Origin of the sequence: Rhodomicrobium udaipurense JA643 (assembly GCF_000636015.1) — a bacterium.
In the GTDB taxonomy this organism is placed as follows: Bacteria; Pseudomonadota; Alphaproteobacteria; order Rhizobiales; family Rhodomicrobiaceae; genus Rhodomicrobium; species Rhodomicrobium udaipurense.
On the sequence record NZ_JFZJ01000016.1, the window covers coordinates 1 to 21,125 of the forward strand.

15 protein-coding genes are annotated in these 21,125 nt (G+C 62.5%); 6 read left to right on the forward strand and 9 right to left on the reverse strand.

Annotated features, from left to right (window positions below; genetic code table 11):
* From hemE to rho, 3 genes are all read left to right on the forward strand, one after another.
* Window positions 1-909 (forward strand): uroporphyrinogen decarboxylase (hemE, locus tag T281_RS04275; protein WP_037234803.1); only part of this gene is annotated, 909 nt, incomplete at its 5' end.
* 107 nt (window positions 910-1,016) lie between these two features.
* Window positions 1,017-1,469 carry a protoporphyrinogen oxidase HemJ gene (gene hemJ / locus T281_RS04280; RefSeq protein ID WP_037234804.1) on the forward strand — a complete coding sequence of 151 codons (453 nt, stop codon included), beginning with the start codon at window positions 1,017-1,019 and terminating at the stop codon, window positions 1,467-1,469.
* 263 nt (window positions 1,470-1,732) lie between these two features.
* Entirely contained in the window at window positions 1,733-2,998 is a 1,266-nt protein-coding gene (rho, locus tag T281_RS04290; protein WP_037234810.1) for a transcription termination factor Rho, read from the forward strand.
* 237 nt (window positions 2,999-3,235) lie between these two features.
* Here the strand turns inward: rho and T281_RS04295 are convergent, their stop codons facing one another.
* The 8 genes from T281_RS04295 to T281_RS04325 form a co-directional block, all read right to left on the reverse strand.
* The gene (locus T281_RS04295) at window positions 3,236-3,496 is read right to left on the reverse strand and encodes an anti-sigma factor family protein (protein ID WP_155955096.1); all 261 of its coding nucleotides are present in this window, start codon (window positions 3,494-3,496) and stop codon (window positions 3,236-3,238) included.
* A gap of 193 nt (window positions 3,497-3,689) precedes the next feature.
* Window positions 3,690-4,127 (reverse strand): hypothetical protein, encoded by a 438-nt coding sequence (locus tag T281_RS04300; RefSeq protein ID WP_199502241.1) that lies wholly within the window; start codon window positions 4,125-4,127, stop codon window positions 3,690-3,692.
* A 692-nt stretch (window positions 4,128-4,819) separates the two neighbouring features.
* Window positions 4,820-5,272 carry a cache domain-containing protein gene (locus T281_RS04305; RefSeq protein WP_037234860.1) on the reverse strand — a complete coding sequence of 151 codons (453 nt, stop codon included), beginning with the start codon at window positions 5,270-5,272 and terminating at the stop codon, window positions 4,820-4,822.
* A gap of 70 nt (window positions 5,273-5,342) precedes the next feature.
* The gene (locus T281_RS19490) at window positions 5,343-6,068 is read right to left on the reverse strand and encodes a hypothetical protein (protein WP_245269147.1); all 726 of its coding nucleotides are present in this window, start codon (window positions 6,066-6,068) and stop codon (window positions 5,343-5,345) included.
* Entirely contained in the window at window positions 5,975-8,536 is a 2,562-nt protein-coding gene (locus T281_RS04310; RefSeq protein WP_245269148.1) for a cellobiose phosphorylase, read from the reverse strand. The genes T281_RS19490 and T281_RS04310 overlap by 94 nt, the downstream gene beginning before the upstream one ends.
* A gap of 4 nt (window positions 8,537-8,540) precedes the next feature.
* Complete coding sequence (locus tag T281_RS04315; RefSeq protein ID WP_037234819.1) at window positions 8,541-9,854, reverse strand: glycoside hydrolase family 15 protein; 1,314 nt, start codon at window positions 9,852-9,854, stop codon at window positions 8,541-8,543.
* Between the two features lie 50 nt (window positions 9,855-9,904).
* Complete coding sequence (locus tag T281_RS04320) at window positions 9,905-11,167, reverse strand: glucoamylase family protein (RefSeq protein ID WP_037234862.1); 1,263 nt, start codon at window positions 11,165-11,167, stop codon at window positions 9,905-9,907.
* A 119-nt stretch (window positions 11,168-11,286) separates the two neighbouring features.
* The gene (locus tag T281_RS04325) at window positions 11,287-13,074 is read right to left on the reverse strand and encodes an ABC transporter ATP-binding protein/permease (RefSeq protein WP_081796588.1); all 1,788 of its coding nucleotides are present in this window, start codon (window positions 13,072-13,074) and stop codon (window positions 11,287-11,289) included.
* A gap of 100 nt (window positions 13,075-13,174) precedes the next feature.
* On the opposite strand from T281_RS04325, the gene T281_RS04330 reads away from it, so the two are divergent.
* Both T281_RS04330 and T281_RS04335 read left to right on the forward strand, forming a co-directional pair.
* Window positions 13,175-15,301: a glycoside hydrolase family 3 N-terminal domain-containing protein gene (locus T281_RS04330; protein ID WP_037234822.1), complete on the forward strand. Its 2,127-nt coding sequence runs from the start codon at window positions 13,175-13,177 to the stop codon at window positions 15,299-15,301.
* 46 nt (window positions 15,302-15,347) lie between these two features.
* On the forward strand, window positions 15,348-17,801 hold the full coding sequence (locus T281_RS04335; protein ID WP_245269149.1) for a phosphoketolase family protein: 2,454 nt from the start codon (window positions 15,348-15,350) through the stop codon (window positions 17,799-17,801).
* A 708-nt stretch (window positions 17,802-18,509) separates the two neighbouring features.
* Here T281_RS04335 and T281_RS04340 read toward each other — a convergent pair.
* Window positions 18,510-20,729, reverse strand: coding sequence for an amylo-alpha-1,6-glucosidase (locus tag T281_RS04340; protein ID WP_037234835.1), 2,220 nt, complete (start codon window positions 20,727-20,729; stop codon window positions 18,510-18,512).
* A gap of 153 nt (window positions 20,730-20,882) precedes the next feature.
* Here T281_RS04340 and T281_RS04345 point away from each other — a divergent pair, with 153 nt between their 5' ends.
* Entirely contained in the window at window positions 20,883-21,101 is a 219-nt protein-coding gene (locus tag T281_RS04345) for a hypothetical protein (RefSeq protein WP_037234865.1), read from the forward strand.
* Window positions 21,102-21,125: the final 24 nt, after the last annotated feature.

The following is a 21,125-nucleotide window of genomic DNA, read 5'->3' on the forward strand; positions in this document are numbered from 1 at the left end:
CAGGCGGGTTCGTTCCTGAACCTCTGTTACAATCCCGAACTGGCCGCGGAAGTGACTCTCCAGCCGATCCGCCGCTTCGACTTCGATGCCGCGATCATCTTCTCGGACATCCTCGTCGTGCCGCACGCTCTCGGCCAGCATCTCGAATTCCGCGAAGGCGAGGGCCCGCATCTCGATCCCATCACGAGCCTCGCCGATCTCTCGAAGCTCTCCGTCGAGAAGGCGAAGTCCACGTTTTCCATCGTGTACGAGGCGATCGATCGCACCATCTCCGGGCTTGGCGATCGGACCCCGCTGATCGGCTTCTGCGGCGCGCCGTGGACCGTGGCGAGCTACATGGTCGAAGGCCACGGGTCGAGCGACTATCGCGCGGCGAAGCTCCTCGCCTATCGCGAACCGGAAACCTTCAAGGCCATCCTCGATATGCTCGTGGAAGCCTCGGCCATGTATCTCATTGGCCAGGCGAATGCGGGCGCTCGCGCTCTGCAAATTTTCGATAGCTGGGCCAGCGCGCTCGCCGACAACGACTTCGACGCCTTCGTGATCGAGCCGACCGCCGAGATCGTGAAGCGCGTGAAGGCCGTGCATCCGAACGTGCCGATCATCGGCTTCCCGCGCGGCGCCTCGCCGAAATACGCCGATTACGTGGCCCGCACCGGCGTCGATGCCCTCGGCTGCGACACGGCCGCGCCGCTTCCCACGATTGCGGCCCAGCAGGACAAGGTCACCGTGCAGGGTAATCTCGATCCGCTGTTGCTGCTTGCGGGCGGCGATGCTATGGACCGCCGTGTGAACGCGATCCTTGAGGCTCTGGCTCCGAAGCCGTACGTCTTCAATCTCGGTCACGGCATCCTTCCGGATACGCCCATCGAACACGTCGAGCGTCTCATCCGTACGGTGCGCGGCTGAGGCCGTTGCGCTCAATCGGACCCTCCGAAAGACAACGAATCGATCTATAGCGAGATCGGGAGCGCCAAAATCGTGGCGCTCCGAAACCCGCCCGCGAACGGCCTGCCATGATCAGCCTCATGAACGACGCCTACCTGTACCTCAAGTCCTTCCACCTGATCGCGGCCTTCGCGTGGATGGCGGGCCTGTTCTATCTGCCGAGGCTTTACATTTATCACGCTGAGGTTGGGGTCGGCACGCCGCAGTCCGAAACGTTCAAGGTGATGGAACGCCGTCTCCTCAAGGCAATCATGAACCCGGCGATGATCGTCACCGTGGGCCTCGGCCTGTGGCTCGCTTTCGTCACCGACTATATCGACTGGCGCAACGCGCCGTGGCTCCACGCGAAAATCGCCCTGGTTATCGGTTTGCTGGTCATTCACGGTTTCCTCGCCAAATGGCGCAAGGATTTCGAAGCCGACCGCATCCCGCACAGCACGCGCTTCTTCAGGATCATAAACGAAGTTCCGACGTTGCTTCTGATCGGCATCGTCCTGCTCGTTATCGTGAAGCCCTACTAACGGTCTTTCTCCCGGGAAAACATGAGGCCGGCGTTTTTCACGTCTTTGCGAATGACGCAAACGCTGCTATATTGGCGTTTGTCGTCCAGTTTCCGACATTTGCCGTTCCAAGATCGGTCACCCCGATCCCGCATTTGAGTGAAGCAGCCGCGATCTGCCCTCCAGACAAGACAAGCGGCTCAGCGAACGTCCTCACCTCCCCCGGTTCGCGGGCCCACCGTCCGCGCCAACCCACACTCCCCCGAAAAAAGTCGTCGACCATCATGCAAGAAATGAAGCTTCAAGACCTCAAAGTTAAGTCCCCGACGGAACTTCTTGCGGTCGCCGAGGAATTTGCCGTCGAGAACGCGAGCGCGCTCCGCAAGCAGGAGCTTATGTTCGCGATCCTGAAGCAACTCGCGGCGCGTGACATCGAGATCACCGGCATTGGCGTCGTGGAAACCTTGCAGGACGGGTTCGGCTTCCTCCGGTCGCCGGACTCGAACTACCTTCCGGGCCCCGACGACATCTATGTCAGCCCAAGCCAGATAAGGCGCTTTGGGCTGCGAACCGGTGACACTGTCGAAGGGCAGATCCGGGGGCCGAAAGATGGCGAGCGCTATTTTGCGCTGCTCAAGGTCAACAAGATCAACTTCGACGACCCGGAGAAGATCCGCCACAAGGTTCACTTCGACAATCTGACGCCGCTTTATCCGAACGACTGGCTGAAGATGGAGACAGACCCGCCGCACTCGAAGGATCTGAGCGCGCGCGTCATCGACATCGTGGCGCCGCTCGGCAAGGGCCAGCGCGGCCTGATCGTTGCGCCGCCGCGTACCGGTAAAACCGTATTGCTCCAGAACATCGCGCACTCGATCACGGCGAACCATCCCGAGTGCTACCTGATCGTGCTTCTCATCGACGAGCGCCCGGAAGAAGTGACCGACATGCAGCGCTCGGTGCGCGGCGAGGTCATCAGCTCCACCTTCGACGAACCCGCGTCGCGCCACGTTCAGGTGGCCGAGATGGTCATCGAGAAGGCGAAGCGCCTCGTGGAACACAAGCTCGACGTTGTCATCCTGCTCGACAGCATCACCCGCCTCGGCCGCGCTTACAACACCGTGGTGCCGTCCTCCGGCAAGGTGCTCACCGGTGGCGTGGACGCGAACGCGCTGCAACGCCCGAAGCGCTTCTTCGGTGCGGCCCGCAACATCGAGGAAGGCGGCTCGCTCACCATCATCGCGACGGCGCTGGTTGAAACCGGTAGCCGCATGGACGAAGTGATCTTTGAAGAGTTCAAGGGCACCGGCAACTCGGAACTCGTGCTCGACCGCAAAGTCGCCGACAAGCGCGTATTCCCGGCGATGGACATCGCGAAGTCCGGCACCCGTAAGGAAGAGCTGCTCGTTCCGCAGGCACAGCTTCGCAAGATGTATGTGCTGCGGCGCATCCTGAACCCGATGGGTTCGATGGACGGCATCGAGTTCCTGCTCGACAAGCTTCGCCAGACGAAATCCAACGGCGACTTCTTCGATTCGATGAATACGTAAGCGCTGGCGGGGCCGCATCGGCCGCCTTGCGAAGAGACAATTTCACAAACGCAGAAGGCCGGGTTATCCGGCCTTTTTGCTGTCTGCGGGCGAGAGCGTGGGACATAGAGGAGAAATCGGGCGGCCCGCGCTCATGCGGAGCGTTACGTTGCCGGATATCGGAGAACTGCTCGGGGCTTCATTGCTGACGAGCGAGAACCTAGCCTGTGAATATGCGTCGCTTGAGATCAGCGCGACCTAGCTACTCTCGAATTCCGCAATGGCCCGCAGAAGCGCTTCCGGCACAGGTTCCGCCAGGATGTCGCTCCCGATCTGTGCCAGCTGCTTTTCGATTTGCCGCATCTCCTCAACTTCCGAAGCGAGCGCGGGATTCTCTTTGAGAAGGACCTCGAACGCGGCGAGTTCTTCTCCGAGAAGCTCACCGTCGAGATAGGCCGACACGATTATGGGAAGCCGGTCGTTCTGAAATGTGGCCGACGACGAATTGTCGGGCTCCAAGACAGGCTTCGGTTGCTCTCTCATTTGCATATTACATACGGGGTTTAGATTTCAGTAGCCAGGCGAACCTAACAACGCCCTCCAAAATCTGTTCCCTCACCCGCCCAATAATAGTGATATCTCGTCGACCTTGAGGCAATAAAGGCGGAAAGGCAAGCCCGCCGGACCGCGTTTTAGTAACGTTAAGGTTTCCCTAAGCGGCGGAGCCACCTGGGTTGGGCCGGTTGTCCCGCAATCGCTTGTCGCGCCGTGGATTCTTGACGCGTCCCTGCCCCGTCGGCCCCTCGCGATTTTCAGACAGGCGCCGATCGTTTTTCGGATCCTTGACGCGGCCCTGCCCCGTCGGCCCTTCGCGATTGCTTGAAAGCCGCTTGTCCCGATCGGGATCCTTGACACGGCCTTGACCGGTCGGCCCCGGCCTGTTCGAGGCAAGTCGGCGATCCTGAGCGGTGTCCTTGACGCGGCCCTGCCCCGTCGGACCCGAGCGATTTTGCGCCAATCGTCGGTCATTGCTCGGATCTTTAACGCGGCCTTGGCCACCTTGCTTGACGCGCGCGGTCGTATTCATTGCTGCTTTCTCGGTCGTACGTCGGGGAATGATCCCGTCGTCTTGTTCTTTCCCGGCAGACATGCGGGTATCCAAGTCTCCATTCGAGCCGGGGCTGTAATATTTCCCCTAAAGCGTGTTGAGCCAATAGACAACCCGCCTATCGGCAAATCACCCTCAATCGAATATTAAATATCATATAGATAGGGCATTAGGCTGCGGGCTATATCAAAAATTGGCATACACTATGCAGCTGTAACCGCGCAATTCGCACCGTTGTTCACGCCTAATGTGCCATCATAAATACTCACTGACAACAGAACGATACAGGCAAACTAGGTCAAGCATACGATGACCCTCGATGCTTGGGTCGCCAATTTCTGCACATTACGGTGATTGCAAAATAACGTGGAGAGCAGCTTCGTTTCGCAATGTGTGTCAGTTTTTTTGATCGACGCGGTCCCGACGCGGGACGTTATGTCGCGTCGACTGTATACCAGCATAAAAGCCGATGCCAGCGCTTTGTGTGGTGCATTTTGCGCAGTGAACGCATTGAGTGCGCACACTATTATCTGGTTTTTGGTCAGACCAACCTCGATGAGAGTGGCGGCAGGGAATGTGCCGTTACCGTGGGGTGCGCTGCGCCGGCATCTGCGAAATCGGCCGCCCTGCCCTCGATGCGTCCGCACAAAAAAAGCGCCGAAGTTTCGAAAACCTCGGCGCTTGAATGATCTGTATATTTGAATACGACGCCGCTCGGGCGTTACGGCGGAATATTACTTGTAGTAGCCGACGCCGCAGATCTGGCCGCCTGCCTTCGTGACATACGTCACCTTCTCAACCGGCTCGGTCTGGCCGGGGCGCGGGAACCAGTAATCGACTTCCACGAATTTGCCTTCCGCCGCATTCTTGATCAGCTCTTCGCCGAGCTTCTTGCCCTTCTTGTCCACGAGGTCGGCAAGCTTGGTGCCGCGAAGCTTCTCGTTCGCATGCGCCGTGAACACGTTGTCAGCGCCACCCGCGCAGAAAACGTAAAGGTCGCGGTCGCGGAAACCGCCGGTCGGATTGTTGAAGTCTGCAATCGCCTTCTTCTCGTCGGCCTTGACCGCCGTTACGGCCTTTTCAAGCAAAGCCTTGGCTTCAGGAGCAGTCCCCGAAGCTTGGGCGAGCGCGCCACCCGTAAAAGTGATCGTCGCCGCAAAAACGCCTGCCAAGAAAGAACGAAGCATCTTTTCCTCCAATTTTGATTATCTGGTTTGATGCCATTCTTATAGACAGGAGCGGAGGCGCTGCTTCAACCTAGACCATAGACTTACCACTTTCGCGGGAACCGACGCCGCCAACGCGCGCGTTGTTTTCCAACGCAAGAACGACGGTTTCGCCGGGTGGTGCGAACGGCGCGGTCACCTCATCGCCGTAGCTGCGGCGAACGCCTGCGAGGTGCCGTATCAGGAGGTCGAGATAAAGCCCCGGCCCACCGGAGTAAATACGCCAGCCAGCCTCCACCGCTATGTCGCCCGCGCGCACGCGTTCCCACTCCGCGCTCGCCTCATAGCGGTCAGAGAAAGCTGCGTCGCTGCTGCTCGCATAACAGTTCCGCTGGCGAAGCGCCGCGTTGCCGAGATTTTCCGCCACCGTTACGGGATTGACGACCCGCAAGCCCCACCAGAAAGCTTCATCCTCGCCCATGAGCGCCATCGCCTCGCACCAACGGAGATGCGCGTGGATGTACATCTGGCCCACCTCGCGCCCGAAGAACGGCGACGACTCCGCGCGCCGGAAGATGCGCTCCTCGCCGCCGTAATAAGGGAGCGGCTTGTCCATGAGGCGCACGCCATCGGGGAAGTTGAGATGCTCGCGGATCACGCCCAGATGGTGGCGCGCCTGCTCGCATGTGAAGAGGCCGCCTGCGATCGCGCAATTCATCGGGATCAGCGAATAGGAGACGCCGGTTTTCTTGTCGCTCGGGTGAAGCAGAAGCTCGGGCTCCGCGTCGGCGCCGTCGAAGATCGCATAGCCCGCCACGACGCCATCGCGGATGAGCCAGCGGTTGAAGTCCGCGAAACCTGCTGGTACAGAAGCGCCGCCGTCCAGCTGCTCGCCATGCGCTCGGCGAGCGAGGCGTCGGCGGGCTGAAGCGTGTCGTTCCAGTCGCCCTCGCCATAACGCGGCAGATGCGTGCCGGGCAGGAAGCGCGCCTCGATCTCGGCAAGCTCAGCCGCGAGGTGATCGGCCACGCTCGACGGCGCGGCGTCAGGCTCGCGCCACGCTACCGGCTCGGACAGGAACGCGAAGTCCTGCGTCGCCTCGACGTAATCGCAAACGGCCTTGAGCGGCCACACGATCACGTCGCCATGGCTCGGCACGCCCGCGATCCACGCATAGCGGTCGAACATGAACCATTGCGGCCAGTCGCTATCGGCCTTGCTCTGGCGCGCGATGACGCGACGCAGCACCTCTTTCGCCGTCTCGTCGTGACGGAAGGCGAGTAGAAATTCCATCGGCCCCTGGCAAACGTCGCGTGTGCCCCACGCCGCGCCCGAATATTGTTCGAGGCCGTGCGGCGCGGTGAGGTGAATGATGGCGTTATGCACGAGCCACGGCAGCAGCGTGTCGAACGCGGCGATGTCGCTGTCGCCCGACTGGAGCCGCGCGCCGCGCGTGGTGCGCGACCAGAAGACATCCGCCGACGCCAGCATCGCGCGGGTTTCGACGCCGCCCGCGTATTTCGCGGCTAGGCGTTCAGCTTCCGCCGCATCGGTCATGGAGCCGGTGACGGCGAGGCGCAGCGCGTTGGTCGGCCTGGTGCGCAGGGCGATGAAAGGGCCGCTACGCGCCGCGCCGTCTTTATAAAGAAGCTCGTCGCCGCCGATGGCTTCGATGGCATCCGGCGTGCTCGTGGTGAGGTGATAGACCGCGTCCGGGTATTGCTGGCCCCAGAGCGAGTCCGGGTCCGGCTGGAACGCCGCGCGCTTTGCGTCGTCGTCGATCTCGACGCGGCCCGCATGCGCATAATCGAACTCGCCGAGCGTCAGATTGCCGAACACGAGGAGCCGCACCGGCGCGCCCTCGACAAGCACCTCGATTTGCAGCGCCGCGTCTTCGCCGGTGGAGGCCGCGCGAACCGTGATCGCGCCGCCGCCGTGTTCATAGATCCAGCGCGCATCCGCAAGCCCCATTTCGAAGCGCGTCGGCAGCGTCAGCAGCCGCCATGCGCCGCCGATCTCGGCCAGCACGCGAACGCCGCTCGACCGCATGATGTTGTACGGGTCGCGCGATACGGAAAACAGCTTGTGGAACGAGGTGTTGCCGATGGTGAGCTGCGCCGCGAACGCGCCATGCATCCAAGCGGTGGCGGCGAGCGTCGTCTCTTCCGGCAGGAGGCTGTCGCTGCTGCGAAGGATCGTGCCGTGGCGGCGTTTAACGAGCCGGTCTTTCTCCGTGAGCACGACGTGGCGGCTTCCCGCCCCCTCGCCCTCGAACCAGGAGAGCAGACGCCCGCTCCACCATTCTTCATGCTTTCGCGCTTCGTCCTCGCGCGCAACGACTTCGCGGCAGACGAGCGGCGGCGCATCGCGCAGGATGTCGCGCGCGGACTCGGCAAGCGCCACGTCGCGCGGGAAAAACTCGCCCGCCGCGCCTTCAGCGGAATCGATGCGCGAGAGGTCGGCGTAGCTCGTCGGCGCGGTGTGATCGACGTCGTAAAGCGCGAAGAAGGTCCACGTCGCCGCCTCGCCGGGTTTCAGCTCCGCCGCACTCGACTGCACGATGGCGCAAGCCGTCTCATATTGCAGCCGCGCGCCGGGGAGGCTTTCGCCGAACGGCAGATCGAGCGACGCCGCGTCGCGATACGCCGGACCGAACAATTGCAGCGCATCGGTCGCGAAGCTCGCCGCGCCGTCGAAGCAGCCATGCGCCACCCACGGATGACGCCCGCCATCCTGCGTCATGTTCTGGCGGCTCATGATGACCGGGCCGAAGCGCGGATGCGGCTCAACCGTATGATCGATATATTGCGAGGCGTAGGCTTCGTTGCCCATGACAAAGCCGCGCGCGCCGAGGCCGAGATCCTGCACGAGGATCGCATCGCACGGCACTTCGCCGCCGCTTGCGTTCGTCACTTCCACGCGCCAAAGCCAGAGCGGCTGCTCGGGATGAAGCCAAAGCGTGACGCGATGCGCGAGCCCGTCCGTTTCGCCAGCCCACACGAAGCGGTCTTCATCTGCGCCGAAAGCCACATGCGCGCCCGGCCCGACGATCTCCACCGTGCGCGGCGCGGCACCGCCGACGCGCAGCAAGATCCGCATGATGCCGCCGCCAACCGGCGAGCCGAGAACCTGATTGATGAGGTTGCGGCGCGGGCCGTCCTCATGTTCGATGGCGAACAGGCATCCATTCGGCAGCACGGCAATGCGAAGGCCCGCCGCGTTCGCGATGCGCGCGAGGCCGAGGCCGTCTTCGCGCGGCGTGCGGAAGCTTTTCGTTGCGGTCATGATTTCAGGCTCCAGCTTGTGAAAGCGCAGCTTCACGCGCCGCCCACGCGCTGATGAAACCCGCATAGCTCCATGTAAGGTCTTCGGCGGATGTCGGCTCGCCGGTGGTCTGGTCGAATTGCTCGGAGAGGTCGCCCGAGGCGGGGATGAACTCGCGCACGCGTGAGAGGATCGCGTCGCCGCCGGCGATGTATTCCTCGCGCTCGGTGGGCACCGCGACCGCCAGCCGGTAATGATACTCCGCCGCCGCGAAGGTGCTGATATACCAGGCGCCGCCGCTGATATAGGTGTCGCCGTTGTAGCGGCCGAACATGATGCCGGACGAGCGCCCCGCGTTGATCGCGTAGGTGTCGCGGAACATCGCCTGCTGCCAGAGAAAGGTCGTGCGCACGCGCGGATCGGCAACGCTGTGCGCGCCGCTTTCGAGACCGGCATGCACCACGCCGAGGATCAGCGAGAAGTCGAGCGCCTTTTCGTCCGCATTTTCCCCACCCGGAAGGCGGCTGCGGAGAAGGCCCCGGCTTTCGTCCCAGTAGCGCTCAAGCAGATCCGCAAGCTCGTCGCGCCGTGCACCAAGCTCGGCTGCGAAGGCCGCATCGCCGCGCGCTTCCGCCCACCGCGCACCATGACGCAGCGCTGCATATTGCGCGATCACCGTATTGTAATGCTGCGCCCAGTCTTCTTCCCAGATGTCGTAGCAGGGCGCGCCCGCGTTGCGTGCGGTGTAGGCGAGGTCGCCGCGAATGAGCGCGTCCGCCGCAGCGCTGCCGATGCCGTCGTCGGTGAAGCGCAAGCAGGTGAGCGCGCGGAGCGCCGGGCCATCGTTCTGCGGGCGGTGCCAGTCGAAATAGTCGATGGTGCCGTCTGCGTTGAAACGTACGTCGCCCGGCACCCGGTCGCCATGCACGGCGGAAAGCTCGTCGTCCGGGCGTATGTATTTCAGATGATCGGCCTGCGCGCGCTCGCGGAAGCCGCCCGCCGCCACGAGCGCACGGCCTTCGATGGCGTTAAGGCCGAGGCTGAAATGCACGAAATCGTGGTAGCGGCGCGCCCACGCATCCGCGTCGATGCCGCGCCGGATAAGCAGGCGCGTCGCGTCGATGATGAGCGCGCTGTCGCGAAGCCAATGGAAGAAATAGTCGAGCTCGGTAGAAGCCGCGCTCGCCAGCACCGATCCCGGCGCGGGCTGCACCGTTTGTCCGAAGCCCGGTCGCTCTTTCACAAGCGAGGTGGCCGAGATCGCATGCGGGATCTTCGCCGCTGCGTGCCGCAGAAGCGCATCGCCCCAGCGTTCGAGCGAGGTTTCGGAAGCCGTCATCGTGCCATCTCCTTCTCGCGTGAGCCGTCGCGCTTGCCGATTTGCTGCCGTCAGGCGACGAGCGGCTCCGCCGTGAAGCCCAAAACCTCAAGCCCCGGCTTCACTTCCGGGCAACTCATGAACAGCCGCCACAAGAGCCCGCTCCGATAATTTTCGATCATCGCGATGATCGGTCCCTGATTGATCGCGAGGTTATCCTCGGCGACCCAGCCGACCGTTTCGTTAAAGGCGTCCGCGAAGCCGAAACTCCCCCATATGCGCGGGCCGAGATCGAAATAAAAATGGCGCAGCGCGGCGAGCGAGTGCGCTGGCGTGTAGGGCAGGCTCGACAGCGCGGCGGTGGGTGCGATCACGCCCTCGTCCTGATCCGGCGCGAAGGCGCGGTAGCCCTTGTCGCCATCGCTCGCGGTCAGGCCCCAGCATTTCGGGCCGTAGCCCGCGAAGCCGTTGGGGTTGGCAACGCAATAGCTGTAGTTCACCATCGTTTGCGCGTGGTTCTGCTGCCAATAGTCTGCGTAGCGGTCGCGAAGGCCGTTCGGATCGAGGCCGAGGAAGGAGTAATGCGCGAAGAATAGCGGGCCGCCGAGATCTGGACCGAGCGGCAGGTCTATGCCGTAATAAGTGCGGCCGTTGCGGAAGACGTTACCGCGCGCCCAGCCCTCGTGATATGGCCGCGCGTCGACGGGATATGTTGGCGACATAGCGGCGAGCACATAAGTAATGAGGCATTCGTTCCAACCCTCGATGCGCTGGAAGGCCTGATGCTCCTTCGTCGGCAGCCAGTGCCAGAGCATGATGTTGTCGTTCTCGACATGCGCCTGCCAGTTCACCGCGCGCCACAGCGCGTCGATCTTCGCCGCGAGCGCGCGCTCTGACGGATCGCCGTCCTTGAAATACTGGCGCGCGCAAAGCAGGCCCTGCACGAGATAGGCCGTCTCCACCACATCCGCGCCCGCATTGTCGGACCAGAGCGAGATTTCGCGGCCCGTATTGCCGTCGATATAATGCGGGAAAACGCCGTTATATTGCTCGGCGGTATCGAGGAAGCCCAGCATCGCGGCGAGCCGCTCCACGGCCTCGCGGCGCTCGATCCAGCCGCGCTCCGCCGCTACGATGATCGCCATCACGCCGAAACCCGTTCCGCCGATGGAAATCAGGTCGTTTCCCGCAGTGCGATTTGGGTTGCCGCGATCGCGCGCAAGCCCGCAATTCGGGTGCGCATAATCCCAGAAATAGCGAAACGTCTGCCGCTGCACGAGGTCCAGCAACGCGTCGTCGTCGATCCGTTCAGGCTTCCAAGGCTCGCTATGCACAATCACCTCGCTTTGCGGGCATATTCTCAAGCGGAAGTATCAGCACTTTCGCTCGTCTTCCAAGCCGGCTCTGGTAACAAATCCTGCCACGTCGGCGCTATGACGAACATCGCGCGTTTTCAGGCGTGTTCGGGCGTCTCCCGCAGTTCGCCATTCTCCAGCCTGAGCGGCATATGCAGCGACGGCGGCGTCGTGCACAAGTCGACTTTCCGCGTGTAGAAGCCGTTCCCGGGATCGAAGCGCCCGACGCTGATGAGCGCCGTGTCGGCGAGTTCATGCGTGAAAATGGAAGCGGCGAGATTGCGGCTCTCATCGTCGAGTTCGATGATGGATTCGTCCTGAATGATCCACTGCGGCTTGTAGAGAAGCATGTTGGCGAGCATCAGACGGCGCTGCTCATCGAGCGCAAGCTCCTTCTCCCAGCGTCGCTCGACATTCAGATCGGACGCCAGCTTCCCGAGCCGCACGCGTTCGAGCGCCTTGATGGCTTCGTCGTCGTCGATTTCCTCGGCCGGACGAGGATAGGCGAGCGCTGTCTTCAGACTTGCGGTCGGCAGATAAATCGTATCCGGCACGAAGGCGACGCGCTGGCCGGCGGGATAGCTGATCGTCCCCTTGCCCCAGCCCCAGATGCCCGCGAGCGCCTTTACGAACGTCGTCTTGCCCGACTTCGGCGCGGCCGAAATCAGGACGCGCTCGCCGGGGGCCACCCTCACGAGCGGCTCGCTCAACGTAACGCGGCCACTCGGAGCGTAGACACACAGCTTTTCGAGCGTGACCGAATTATCCGCGCTTTGCTCGTAGCGGATGTGCGAGGTCTTGCTGCTCTTCTCTTCGAGCGTTTGCAGCGCCGTCCTGTAGCCGATGACACGCGCGAGCATGGCGCGCCACTCCGCGATGGTGGGAAAGCGGTCGACATACCACCGAAGCGCGGCCTGGACCTGACCGAAAGCGCCGACCACCATCATCAGCCCGCCGAGCGAAAGCGACCCGGAAAAATAGCCTGGCGCGGCCAGAAGCAGCGGCGCGAGAAGCGCGAGCCAGCCGTAGCTGCCCGTCACCCAGCCGAGCGCCGCAAGCCGGTTCGCGATCTTCTGCATGATCATGAGCACGGTATCGACCGGGCGGTGCAGAAGCTCGCGCTCGGCCGCCTCGCCGTGCATGAGTGCGATCTCATCGGCCGACTCGTTCACCCGGACGAGGTTGATGCGGAAATCCGCCTCGGCAACGCGAAGATCGGTGTGCGCGGCGATGAGAGGCCGCCCCACGAGCCACGTGAAAAGCGACCCGATGGCGGCGTATCCGATGGCGGCCCACACCATGTAGCCCGGTATGGTAAACGCGTTGCCCTCGTAGACAAATACAACCTGCGCGGACAGCCCCCACAACACACCAACGAAGGCGCCAAGCAAGAGGGTAGACTGGATCAACCCCACGACGAGATCGACTGTGAGTTCGCAAAGCCGCCGCGTGTCTTCCTGAATGCGCTGGTCCGGGTTGACGCTAATCGCGCCGGTGAGCGGTAGCTGAAACGCGCGGCGCGGAGAAAGCCACTCCTTGAGCAGGTCGAAGGTTACTGCCTTGCGCAGGCGCACCTTGAGGGTTTCGTGCAACCAGGTCTGAGCTACACCGAGGCAAAGCAGCGTGCTCACGATCACCAGGAAGATAACGACCTCATTCATGAAGATCGACAGGTTGCGCGTGCCGATAGCGTCGTAGATGTTGCCTTGCCAGGTGTTGAGACGGATTTGCACAAGTGCATTTGTTGCAATCACGCCGGTTATTGCGCCACCAAACAACAAAAGACCATTACGCGCCTTTGGCCCATCTATAATTTTCCAAAGAGAGCGTACTTGGCTGTATACACTTTCCTGAGGTGCCGTCTCATTTTGCTTCACGGAAGACATACTTTCTAACGCTTTAGGGAAGAAGGGGGTTGACCGGCTTTGACGGTCCTTATAATCCGTAAGTCGAAGATTGACCACCCAAGGGCCAAGGCTGCGTTCGATGATGGAAGACGCTGCACGGATTGAGGGCCTGCTTCGGGCGATGACCCTTGAAGACAAGGTCGGCCAGCTTGCGATGATAAGGGCCGATTTCGACGCGGCCGGTTCGACGCTTCTTGCGCCGAAGGTTGCCGATATTACGGCAGGTCGCGCGGGCAGCGTTCTCGATCTGCGCGGCGCGAGCGCGATCCTTGCGGCGCAAAAGGCTGCTGTCGATGAGTCGCGCCTCAAAATTCCGCTGCTCTTCACGCTCGACGTGCTGCACGGCTATCGCACGATCTTTCCCGTTCCGTTGGGCGAAGCGGCGGCCTTCGATCCCGACCTTTGGGAACGCACCGCGCGCGCGGCGGCCATCGAGGCGGCGGCGGGCGGCATCGCGCTGACCTACGCGCCGATGCTCGACGTGGCGCGCGATCCGCGTTGGGGCCGCATCGTGGAAAGCACGGGCGAAGATCCGGTTGTGACGGCGCGCTTCGCAGAGGCGAAGGTCAAGGGTTTTCAGACCAGCGATCTGGCACGCGGCGACGCGCTCGCTGCAACGGCGAAGCATTTCGCGGGCTATGCCGCTGTCAACGCGGGGCGCGAATACGCCTCCGCCGACTTTTCGCAACGCACCTTTGAAGAGGTGTACCTTCCGCCCTTCGCCGCGTCGGTTAATGCAGGCGTGGCGGCCATCATGCCCGCCTTCATCGAACTGGCGGGCGTGCCGCTGACCGCGCATCGGGCGCTGTTGACCGGCGTGCTGCGCGAGCGCCTCGGCTTCGACGGCGTGCTCATCAGCGATTTCTTCGCCGTGGCGGAACTCATAAAGCACGGCGTGGCGGCGGACGCTGCGGAAGCCGCGGCGCTCGCGCTGAATGCGGGCGTCGACATCGACATGGCGAGCGGCACTTACACCGACGGCTTGCCGGAAGCGCTGGCGCGGGGGCTCGTCCGCATCGAGACCATCGACGCCGCCGTTCGTCGCGTGCTCGCGCTGAAACTTGCGCTTGGGCTTTTCGATAAGCCCTATGCGCGCGGCGAAGATGCACTTACGCCCACAACGATTGAGGCGCATCGCGCGCTTGCCCGCGAGGCGGCCCAAAAATCCATCGTGCTCCTGCAAAACAACGGCGTGCTGCCGCTTTCGGCGCAAACGAGCCGTCTCGCCGTCATAGGGCCGCTGGCCGACGCACCCGGCGAGATGCTCGGGCCCTGGCGTGCGGCGGGCGAAGCTTCGGAGGCGGTGAGTTTCCTCGATGGCGTGAAGGCCGCATTTCCGCATGCGGCGGTGTCCTATGCGAGCGGCGCGCACATTCCCGCCGCGCTCGACGCCGCGCGCTCCGCTGATGCCGTGCTCTTGTGTCTTGGCGAGACGGCCAGCATGTCCGGCGAGGCCAACAGCCGCGCGCGCCCCGTCGTGCCCGAAGCGCAGCGCGCCCTCGCCGAAGCGGTTTTCGCACTCGGAAAGCCGGTTATCGTGACGCTGACCTCGGGTCGACCGCTGATCGCGCCGTGGCTGTTCAAAGAAGCCGACGCCGTTCTCGCCGCGTGGTTCCTCGGCTCGGAAGCCGGCAACGCGCTCGGCGACATCCTCAGCGGTGCAGTATCGCCCAGCGGCAAGCTCCCGCTGAGTTGGCCTTTCGATGTGGGCCAGATCCCCATTTATTACGGCGAACGCCCGTCGGGACGCCCCGCCGATCCCGAAAACCACGACACGAGCAAATATATCGACGCGCCGAACGAACCGGAATTTCCCTTTGGCCACGGGATCGCGTATACTACCTTTGACTATGGTGAGCCGCGTGCGAGTGTCCAGACGCTGCGCGCCGGTGAAAGCGTCGCGGTGGAAGTCGACATCGCGAATGTCGGCGGTATGGCGGCCGAAGGAATTGTATATTTGTTTATCCGCGATCCGCTTGCTTCCGTGACGCGACCCCTCCTCGAACTGAAAGCCTTCACCAAGATAAAAACACTTTCGGGCGAACGCGTTACGGCGCGCTTCGATCTGATCACCGACGATTTTTCATTTCCCGATGCCGACGCCAGACGTCGCATCGAACCCGGTGAAATCGAAATCCTTACAGGCCCCAGCGCCGACCCTTCGCTGTTAACGCGCTGTCGTCTTCATATTGTAACGATCGAATAACCGGCTCCGGATCACTCACTTCCCCCCTCAATGGATGGTACGATACATGTCTGAATCTGAATACGAAATCGCGAACCACACGTCTCTTGACGTGTCGGAGCTGGCGGCGGCCTTGCGTGGCCAGAACCCGCTGTTCCGCAAATGGGCCGAAGGTTATGGCGTCATCAAGCACCAGGACGTCACCCAGGTGCGCATCTATGGTTTGGCCGAAACGCTGATCAAGGCGGGCAAGGCGAAAAACCTCGACGAAATCCTGAATAAGCTCATCGCGGCCGACCGCCTGACCAGCGCTGCTATGTGGATCGTCGTCCACATGACCTATGCGACCCGGGTCGACCTTGAAGGTCGGCCGCTCGCCGCCAACGACTTCAAGCACGCGCCGGAAGGCCACACCGGTGGCTCGCTCAACGTCGCGCCCGCTTATGTCGGCTACTTCCTCGCGAACGCCCTGACCGGCGAAACGCGCTCATGGGTCATGGGGCAGGGACACACCGTCGCCGCCATCGAATCCGTGAATCTTCTGCTCGACAATCAGACGCCGCAGCAGAAAGATCGCTATTCGCGTAACGAGGCGGGCCTGCAAAATCTCGTCCGTGACTTCTACTCCTACGCGATCGCGCCGGACGGCTCGCCCGGCGTGCCGCTCGGCAGCCATGCGAACCCGAACACGGCTGGCGCGACGATGGAAGGCGGCTATCTCGGCTTCGCGGAAGTGGAATATGTCCACATGCCGCTGAAGGGCGAGAAGCTCGTCGCGATCCTCTCCGACGGCGCTTTCGAGGAGCAGCGCGGCAGTGAATGGTCCTCGCGCTGGTGGCGCCCCGGCGACAGCGGCCTCGTCGCGCCGATCATGATCCTGAACGGCCGCCGCATCGAGGAACGCAGCGAGATCGAGCAGCAGGGCGGCACCGAGTGGCTGAACGACCACCTGCGCATCAACAACTTCGACCCGATCGATATCGACGGAACCGATCCGGCGGCTTTCGCCTGGGCGATCCTCATTTCCGAGTCCAAGCTCGAAGGTCGCGGCGCGCTGACGCTCGCGGGCAAGCGCGATTATCCGATCCGTCTGCCTTATACGGTCGCGCGCACCATCAAGGGCTACGGCTTCCCCGGTGCCGGCACCAACCGCGCGCACGGAACGCCGCTCCTCGGCAATCCGCGCCACGACGAAGCCGCGCGCCAGGAGTTTATCGAGGGTGCGGCAGCTCTGTTCGTGCCGCCTGCCGAACTTGAGACGTCCATCGCGACATTCAACGTGCACGCCGAGCAGAACCGCCCGAAGGAAGGCGACCATCCGATCGCGTCGCGCAATGTGGCAACGCCTGCGTTCCCTGAAACCGTGTGGTCCAAGGTTGGTGTCGACGTCTCGCCGATGGCGGCGGTCGACCGCTTCTTCGTGGATCTCGTCAAGGCGAACCCGAACCTTCGCCCGCGCGTCGGCAACCCCGACGAACTCGGCTCGAACCAGATGGGCCTGACGCTCGCGCATCTGAAGCACCGCGTGAACGTGCCGGAAGAAGGCGTGCCGGAATCGACAGAAGGCGCGATCATTACCGCGCTGAACGAAGAAGCCGTGATCGGCGCTGCGCTTGGCAACAAGGGCGGCCTCAACCTCTCGGTCAGCTACGAAGCCTTCGCCGTCAAGATGCTTGGCGCGCTCCGCCAGGACATCATCTTCGCGCGGCACCAGAAGCATCTCGGCAAGAAGCCGGGCTGGATCGGCGTGCCGGTCATCGCCACGTCGCATGCGTGGGAAAACGGCAAGAACGAACAGTCGCACCAGGATCCGACGCTGGCCGAGGCGCTGCTCGGCGAAATGTCGGACACGTCGCGCGTGCTGTTTCCGGTGGACGCGAACACCGCCGTTGAGGCGATGCGCACGATCTATCGCGACCATGGCACCATCGGTACGCTCGTCGTCTCGAAGCGCCCGGTGCCGTCGCTCGTCTCGCCGGAACTCGCGGTGAAGCTCTACGAGACCGGTGCGGCGACGTTCTCCGGCGATCTTGCGAAAGCGGACGTTCAGTTGATCGCGCTCGGCTCTTATCAGCTGGTAGAGGCGATCAAGGCCGGGAAGCGGCTCGAAGCGAAGGGCATCAAGGTGGCGGTTACGATCGTCGTCGAACCGGGCCGTCTGCGCGAGCCGCGCGACCACGTCGAAGGCAAGTTCGTGCTGTCCGATGCGGAACTGGAAGCGCTGTTCCCGGCGCGACTGCCGCGCGTCGTCGTCACGCATACGCGTCCTGAGCCCATCATCGGCGTGCTTCGTCGCATCGATGGCGGCCCGAAACATATGCGCGTGCTTGGCTACGTCAATCGCGGCGGCACGCTCGATGCGGCCGGTCTCCTGTTCGCCAACTACTCCACGTGGGCGCACATCACGCGCGAGGCGGCGAAGCTCATCGGCAAGGACGCTTACAAGGTTCTGACCGAGGAAGAAGTCCGCACCATCGACGGGCATGGCGATCCGCATCTCGTGATGAACGCCGCGCTCTGATTTATCGCGGCGGTCCATCGGGATTCCGGTGGATAGAGATCAAGCAGGGGGCTGAGCATTGTCTCGGCCCTTTCTTTTTTTCAAACGAAGCAAAGCGTTGCAACTGCGCAACGGTCTAGGGCGGCATCCGGCAATATTTGGACGCTTTTCATGTTGCGCGAATAATGAAGTTGCCGCGAAAAGGACGCCATCTCGCCTTACACATGACTTGGTGTATTAATTGTTAATAAAAAATAGACGATTTGTTCCTATAACGCTTTGCATCGATGCAAAAGCTGCATCTGTTGAAGCAAAACGGAGCACACCATGAACATTCTCTTCGAGGGCCTCTCCTCTATCTTCGCTTTCATCAAGGAAGAATTCGATCTCGACCCCGCGAACCTCTGGCTTCGCTAAACAATCGCAAGATCGAATATTTGCCTGATACTCAGGGTTCGCACGGCGAACGATGCAGAGCTACAGAATTTGTATTCATTGCGTTTAATACAGCGGCGGCGAGCCTTCAGATCTCGCCAAGGGACAGTCGCTTTTCTGAATTGAGACCGTCGAAAGCAGCAAGACCGGCGATTTCCGGCCGCCCGATCCGGCTCCTGCTTTCGAGAATGCCGCGCTTTCCGCGGACCGCGGCGCACCCGCCAGCCGAAATCCGGCGCGAGGTCGCTCATCGAGCTCATGAGCGACCGCCACACAATTCACCCGCCGCACTCTTCACGCGGCGGCGCTGTCGCCCGCATCGAGAAGCACGGCGATATTGATCTTCCCGGTCCGTTCCAGCACCCCGACCGAGACATTGCCGCTTGGCTCCGGCCGGACGGTGAAGCTGATCGACGCATCCCCGAGCCTCATGTTGCGAATCGTGATTTCGCCAATCGACATGGGCACCACGGGATTTCGCAGCGTGATCGTGCGGTGCGGCAGGCTGTAATGCAGCCCAAGCACCGCCTGCAACAAGTGAAACACCGCGCCGCTCGCCCATGCCTGCGGCGAACAGGCGACGGGATACAGCGTCGGGCCACGGCTACGCCGACGCGGAAAGCCGCAGAACAGCTCCGGCAACCGCCGCTGGTCCATGTAAGCCGCCGCTTGCATCAGCCCGTCGAAGATCGGCGCGATGCCTTGCGTCAGCCCGTAACGCGCGAGGCCGATGGCGATGATGGCATTGTCGTGCGGCCAGATCGACCCATTGTGATAGGACATCGGATTGTAGCGCGCCTCGCCCGAGGCGACGGTGCGAATCCCCCAGCCCGAATTGAAACGCGGCCGTAACAGATCGTTTGCCACCTGGCGCGCGCGTTCCGGCATCATGATGCCGGTCGCCATCGCGTGCGCCGCGTTGCTTGTGCGGACGCGGCAGGGCTGCTTCTTCCCGTCGAGCGCCAGCGCGTAAGTCCCGAGGTCGTCGCACCAGAAGGCCGCCTCGAACCTCAGACGAAGAAGCTCCGCTTTCGCGATCAGAGTGTCCGCGCGCTCGATCTCGCCGAGAAGCTTCGCACAATCCGCCGCCACCTTCAGCGCCGCGTAGACATAGCCCTGCACTTCGACCAGTGCGATAGGCCCGTCCGCGAGCGAGCCATCGGCGTGGAACACCGCATCGTGCGAGTCCTTCCAGCCCTGATTGACGAGGCCATTCTGATTGGCGCGCGCATATTCGACGAAGCCGTCGCTGTCCGGGTCGCCCGGACCATCGATCCAATCGAGCGCGGCGATCACGTTCGGCCAGATCTCGCGCAGGAATGCGATGTCGCCCGTGCGTTCGACATAAAGCCCCGCGAGCAGCACGAAAAGCGGTGTTGAATCGACGCTGCCGTAGTAGAGGCCGAAGGGCACCTCACCGAGCGCGGCCATTTCGCCGCCGCGCATCTCGTGCAGGATCTTGCCGGGCTGCGCGTCGGACGCGTCGTCGAAGGTGGTGGCCTGAAACCGCGCCAGCCGCTTCAGGACGCCGCGCGCGACAGATGGGTCGAACCACAGAAGCTGCATCGCGGTGATGAGCCCGTCGCGGCCGAAGGTGGTCGAGTACCACGGGATGCCCGCATAGGGATATTTGCCATCCGTGGTCTTCGTCATCAGCATGCGCAGATCGGCGAGCGAGCGACAGATGATCTCGTTCACCACCGCATTGGAGGTGTTGACGCTCGCGATCTCGCGCGGCTTGCCGACGAGGTCGCGGCGGGCGTGAAACAGCCCCCAGAGGAACGAGTCAGCGGCGGGCTGCCCCTCGCCGTCGCACTTTATCGCCACATAAAGACGCTCAGTCTCGCGCGGCGCGAGCGTCATCTTGAAGCGCGCCGTCGCCTCCGTCAGCTCGTCCGGAGCCGGCTCGAAGGTGAGCGTCGTCTCGCGCACCTTTCCGTCGATGCCGGTGTAACTCAGCTTGACCTTGTCCTCGCCGATGACCTCCTTCTTCAGGGAGCCGCGCGCGGGGCGCCGCATGCCGCGCACCTCGAACAGGTCGGCGAAATCGGCGTCGAAGTGGAAAAGAAGGTCGAGCGAGACGGGCTCCGCGCCATGATTGACGAACGCATTGCGTTGCGCCAGCCCGCCATTGTGAAGATAGATCGTGCGCTTGATGTGCACGGTGTCCTTGAGTAGCCCGATCCCGTCGCCAGCGACATGGATGTCGGGGTTGGTCAGGTCCGCGCGCATGTTCAGATTGTCGTCGCGCATCGTCGAGCCGAGGAGGAGCGGCATCTCGCCGTTCACGCACACCGAGAGCTTCGACAGATGACGCGTGTCGTGCGAGTAAAGCCCGCTGGCTTCATCGCTGGCACAACCGATGTCGCCGTAATTGTCCATCACCGCAAAGCAATCGTTCTGCTTCAGAATGCAGCGCGGCCGTGATGGAGCGCCTGCCGAGGCGATATAGAACGGGGATTCGCTCTCCGGTATCGTGTCGCAGGCGCTCGGTTCTTTCGGCGCATCCAGCATTCAAAACCTCTTCGTTCGCTGATGTTTGGCCCCCGCCCCCTAATGAACAAACTGCCCGCCACTAAAGCGCCGTCGGTGGGCAATTGTTGATGCTTTCTCGGATATTTTACTGCATCATCGCATAAAACCGCGATCAGTTTCATGGAGAATGGCATGGCATTCGAAGCACTGAAAGCTGAACTCGATCTTCTCCTGCAAACGGTTGCGGACGCGCCTGAAGATCGCTTCGGCTTCTACATCCAGTTGAAGGAAAAGCTGAACCAGGCTCGCGCCTTCGGCTACACGCCTCCTCAGGATCTGGTCGATCTCGAAGCCGAACTCGACAAGGAATTCACGGACGAGAACGCCGAAAAGTTTCCTCGTCCGTCCTGATCGAAGCGGCCAGACGCCCGCCCG

Bases quoted from the DNA above. Each gene is read 5' to 3' on its own strand.
- hemJ (WP_037234804.1), top strand. From the start codon at position 1,017: ATGATCAGCCTCATGAACGACGCCTACCTGTACCTCAAGTCCTTCCAC.
- rho (WP_037234810.1), top strand. From the start codon at position 1,733: ATGCAAGAAATGAAGCTTCAAGACCTCAAAGTTAAGTCCCCGACGGAA.
- T281_RS04300 (WP_199502241.1), bottom strand. From the start codon at position 4,127: ATGTCTGCCGGGAAAGAACAAGACGACGGGATCATTCCCCGACGTACG.
- T281_RS04305 (WP_037234860.1), bottom strand. From the start codon at position 5,272: ATGCTTCGTTCTTTCTTGGCAGGCGTTTTTGCGGCGACGATCACTTTT.
- T281_RS04310 (WP_245269148.1), bottom strand. From the start codon at position 8,536: ATGACCGCAACGAAAAGCTTCCGCACGCCGCGCGAAGACGGCCTCGGC.
- T281_RS04315 (WP_037234819.1), bottom strand. From the start codon at position 9,854: ATGACGGCTTCCGAAACCTCGCTCGAACGCTGGGGCGATGCGCTTCTG.
- T281_RS04325 (WP_081796588.1), bottom strand. From the start codon at position 13,074: ATGTCTTCCGTGAAGCAAAATGAGACGGCACCTCAGGAAAGTGTATAC.
- T281_RS04330 (WP_037234822.1), top strand. From the start codon at position 13,175: ATGATGGAAGACGCTGCACGGATTGAGGGCCTGCTTCGGGCGATGACC.
- T281_RS04335 (WP_245269149.1), top strand. From the start codon at position 15,348: ATGTCTGAATCTGAATACGAAATCGCGAACCACACGTCTCTTGACGTG.
- T281_RS04340 (WP_037234835.1), bottom strand. From the start codon at position 20,729: ATGCTGGATGCGCCGAAAGAACCGAGCGCCTGCGACACGATACCGGAG.
- T281_RS04345 (WP_037234865.1), top strand. From the start codon at position 20,883: ATGGCATTCGAAGCACTGAAAGCTGAACTCGATCTTCTCCTGCAAACG.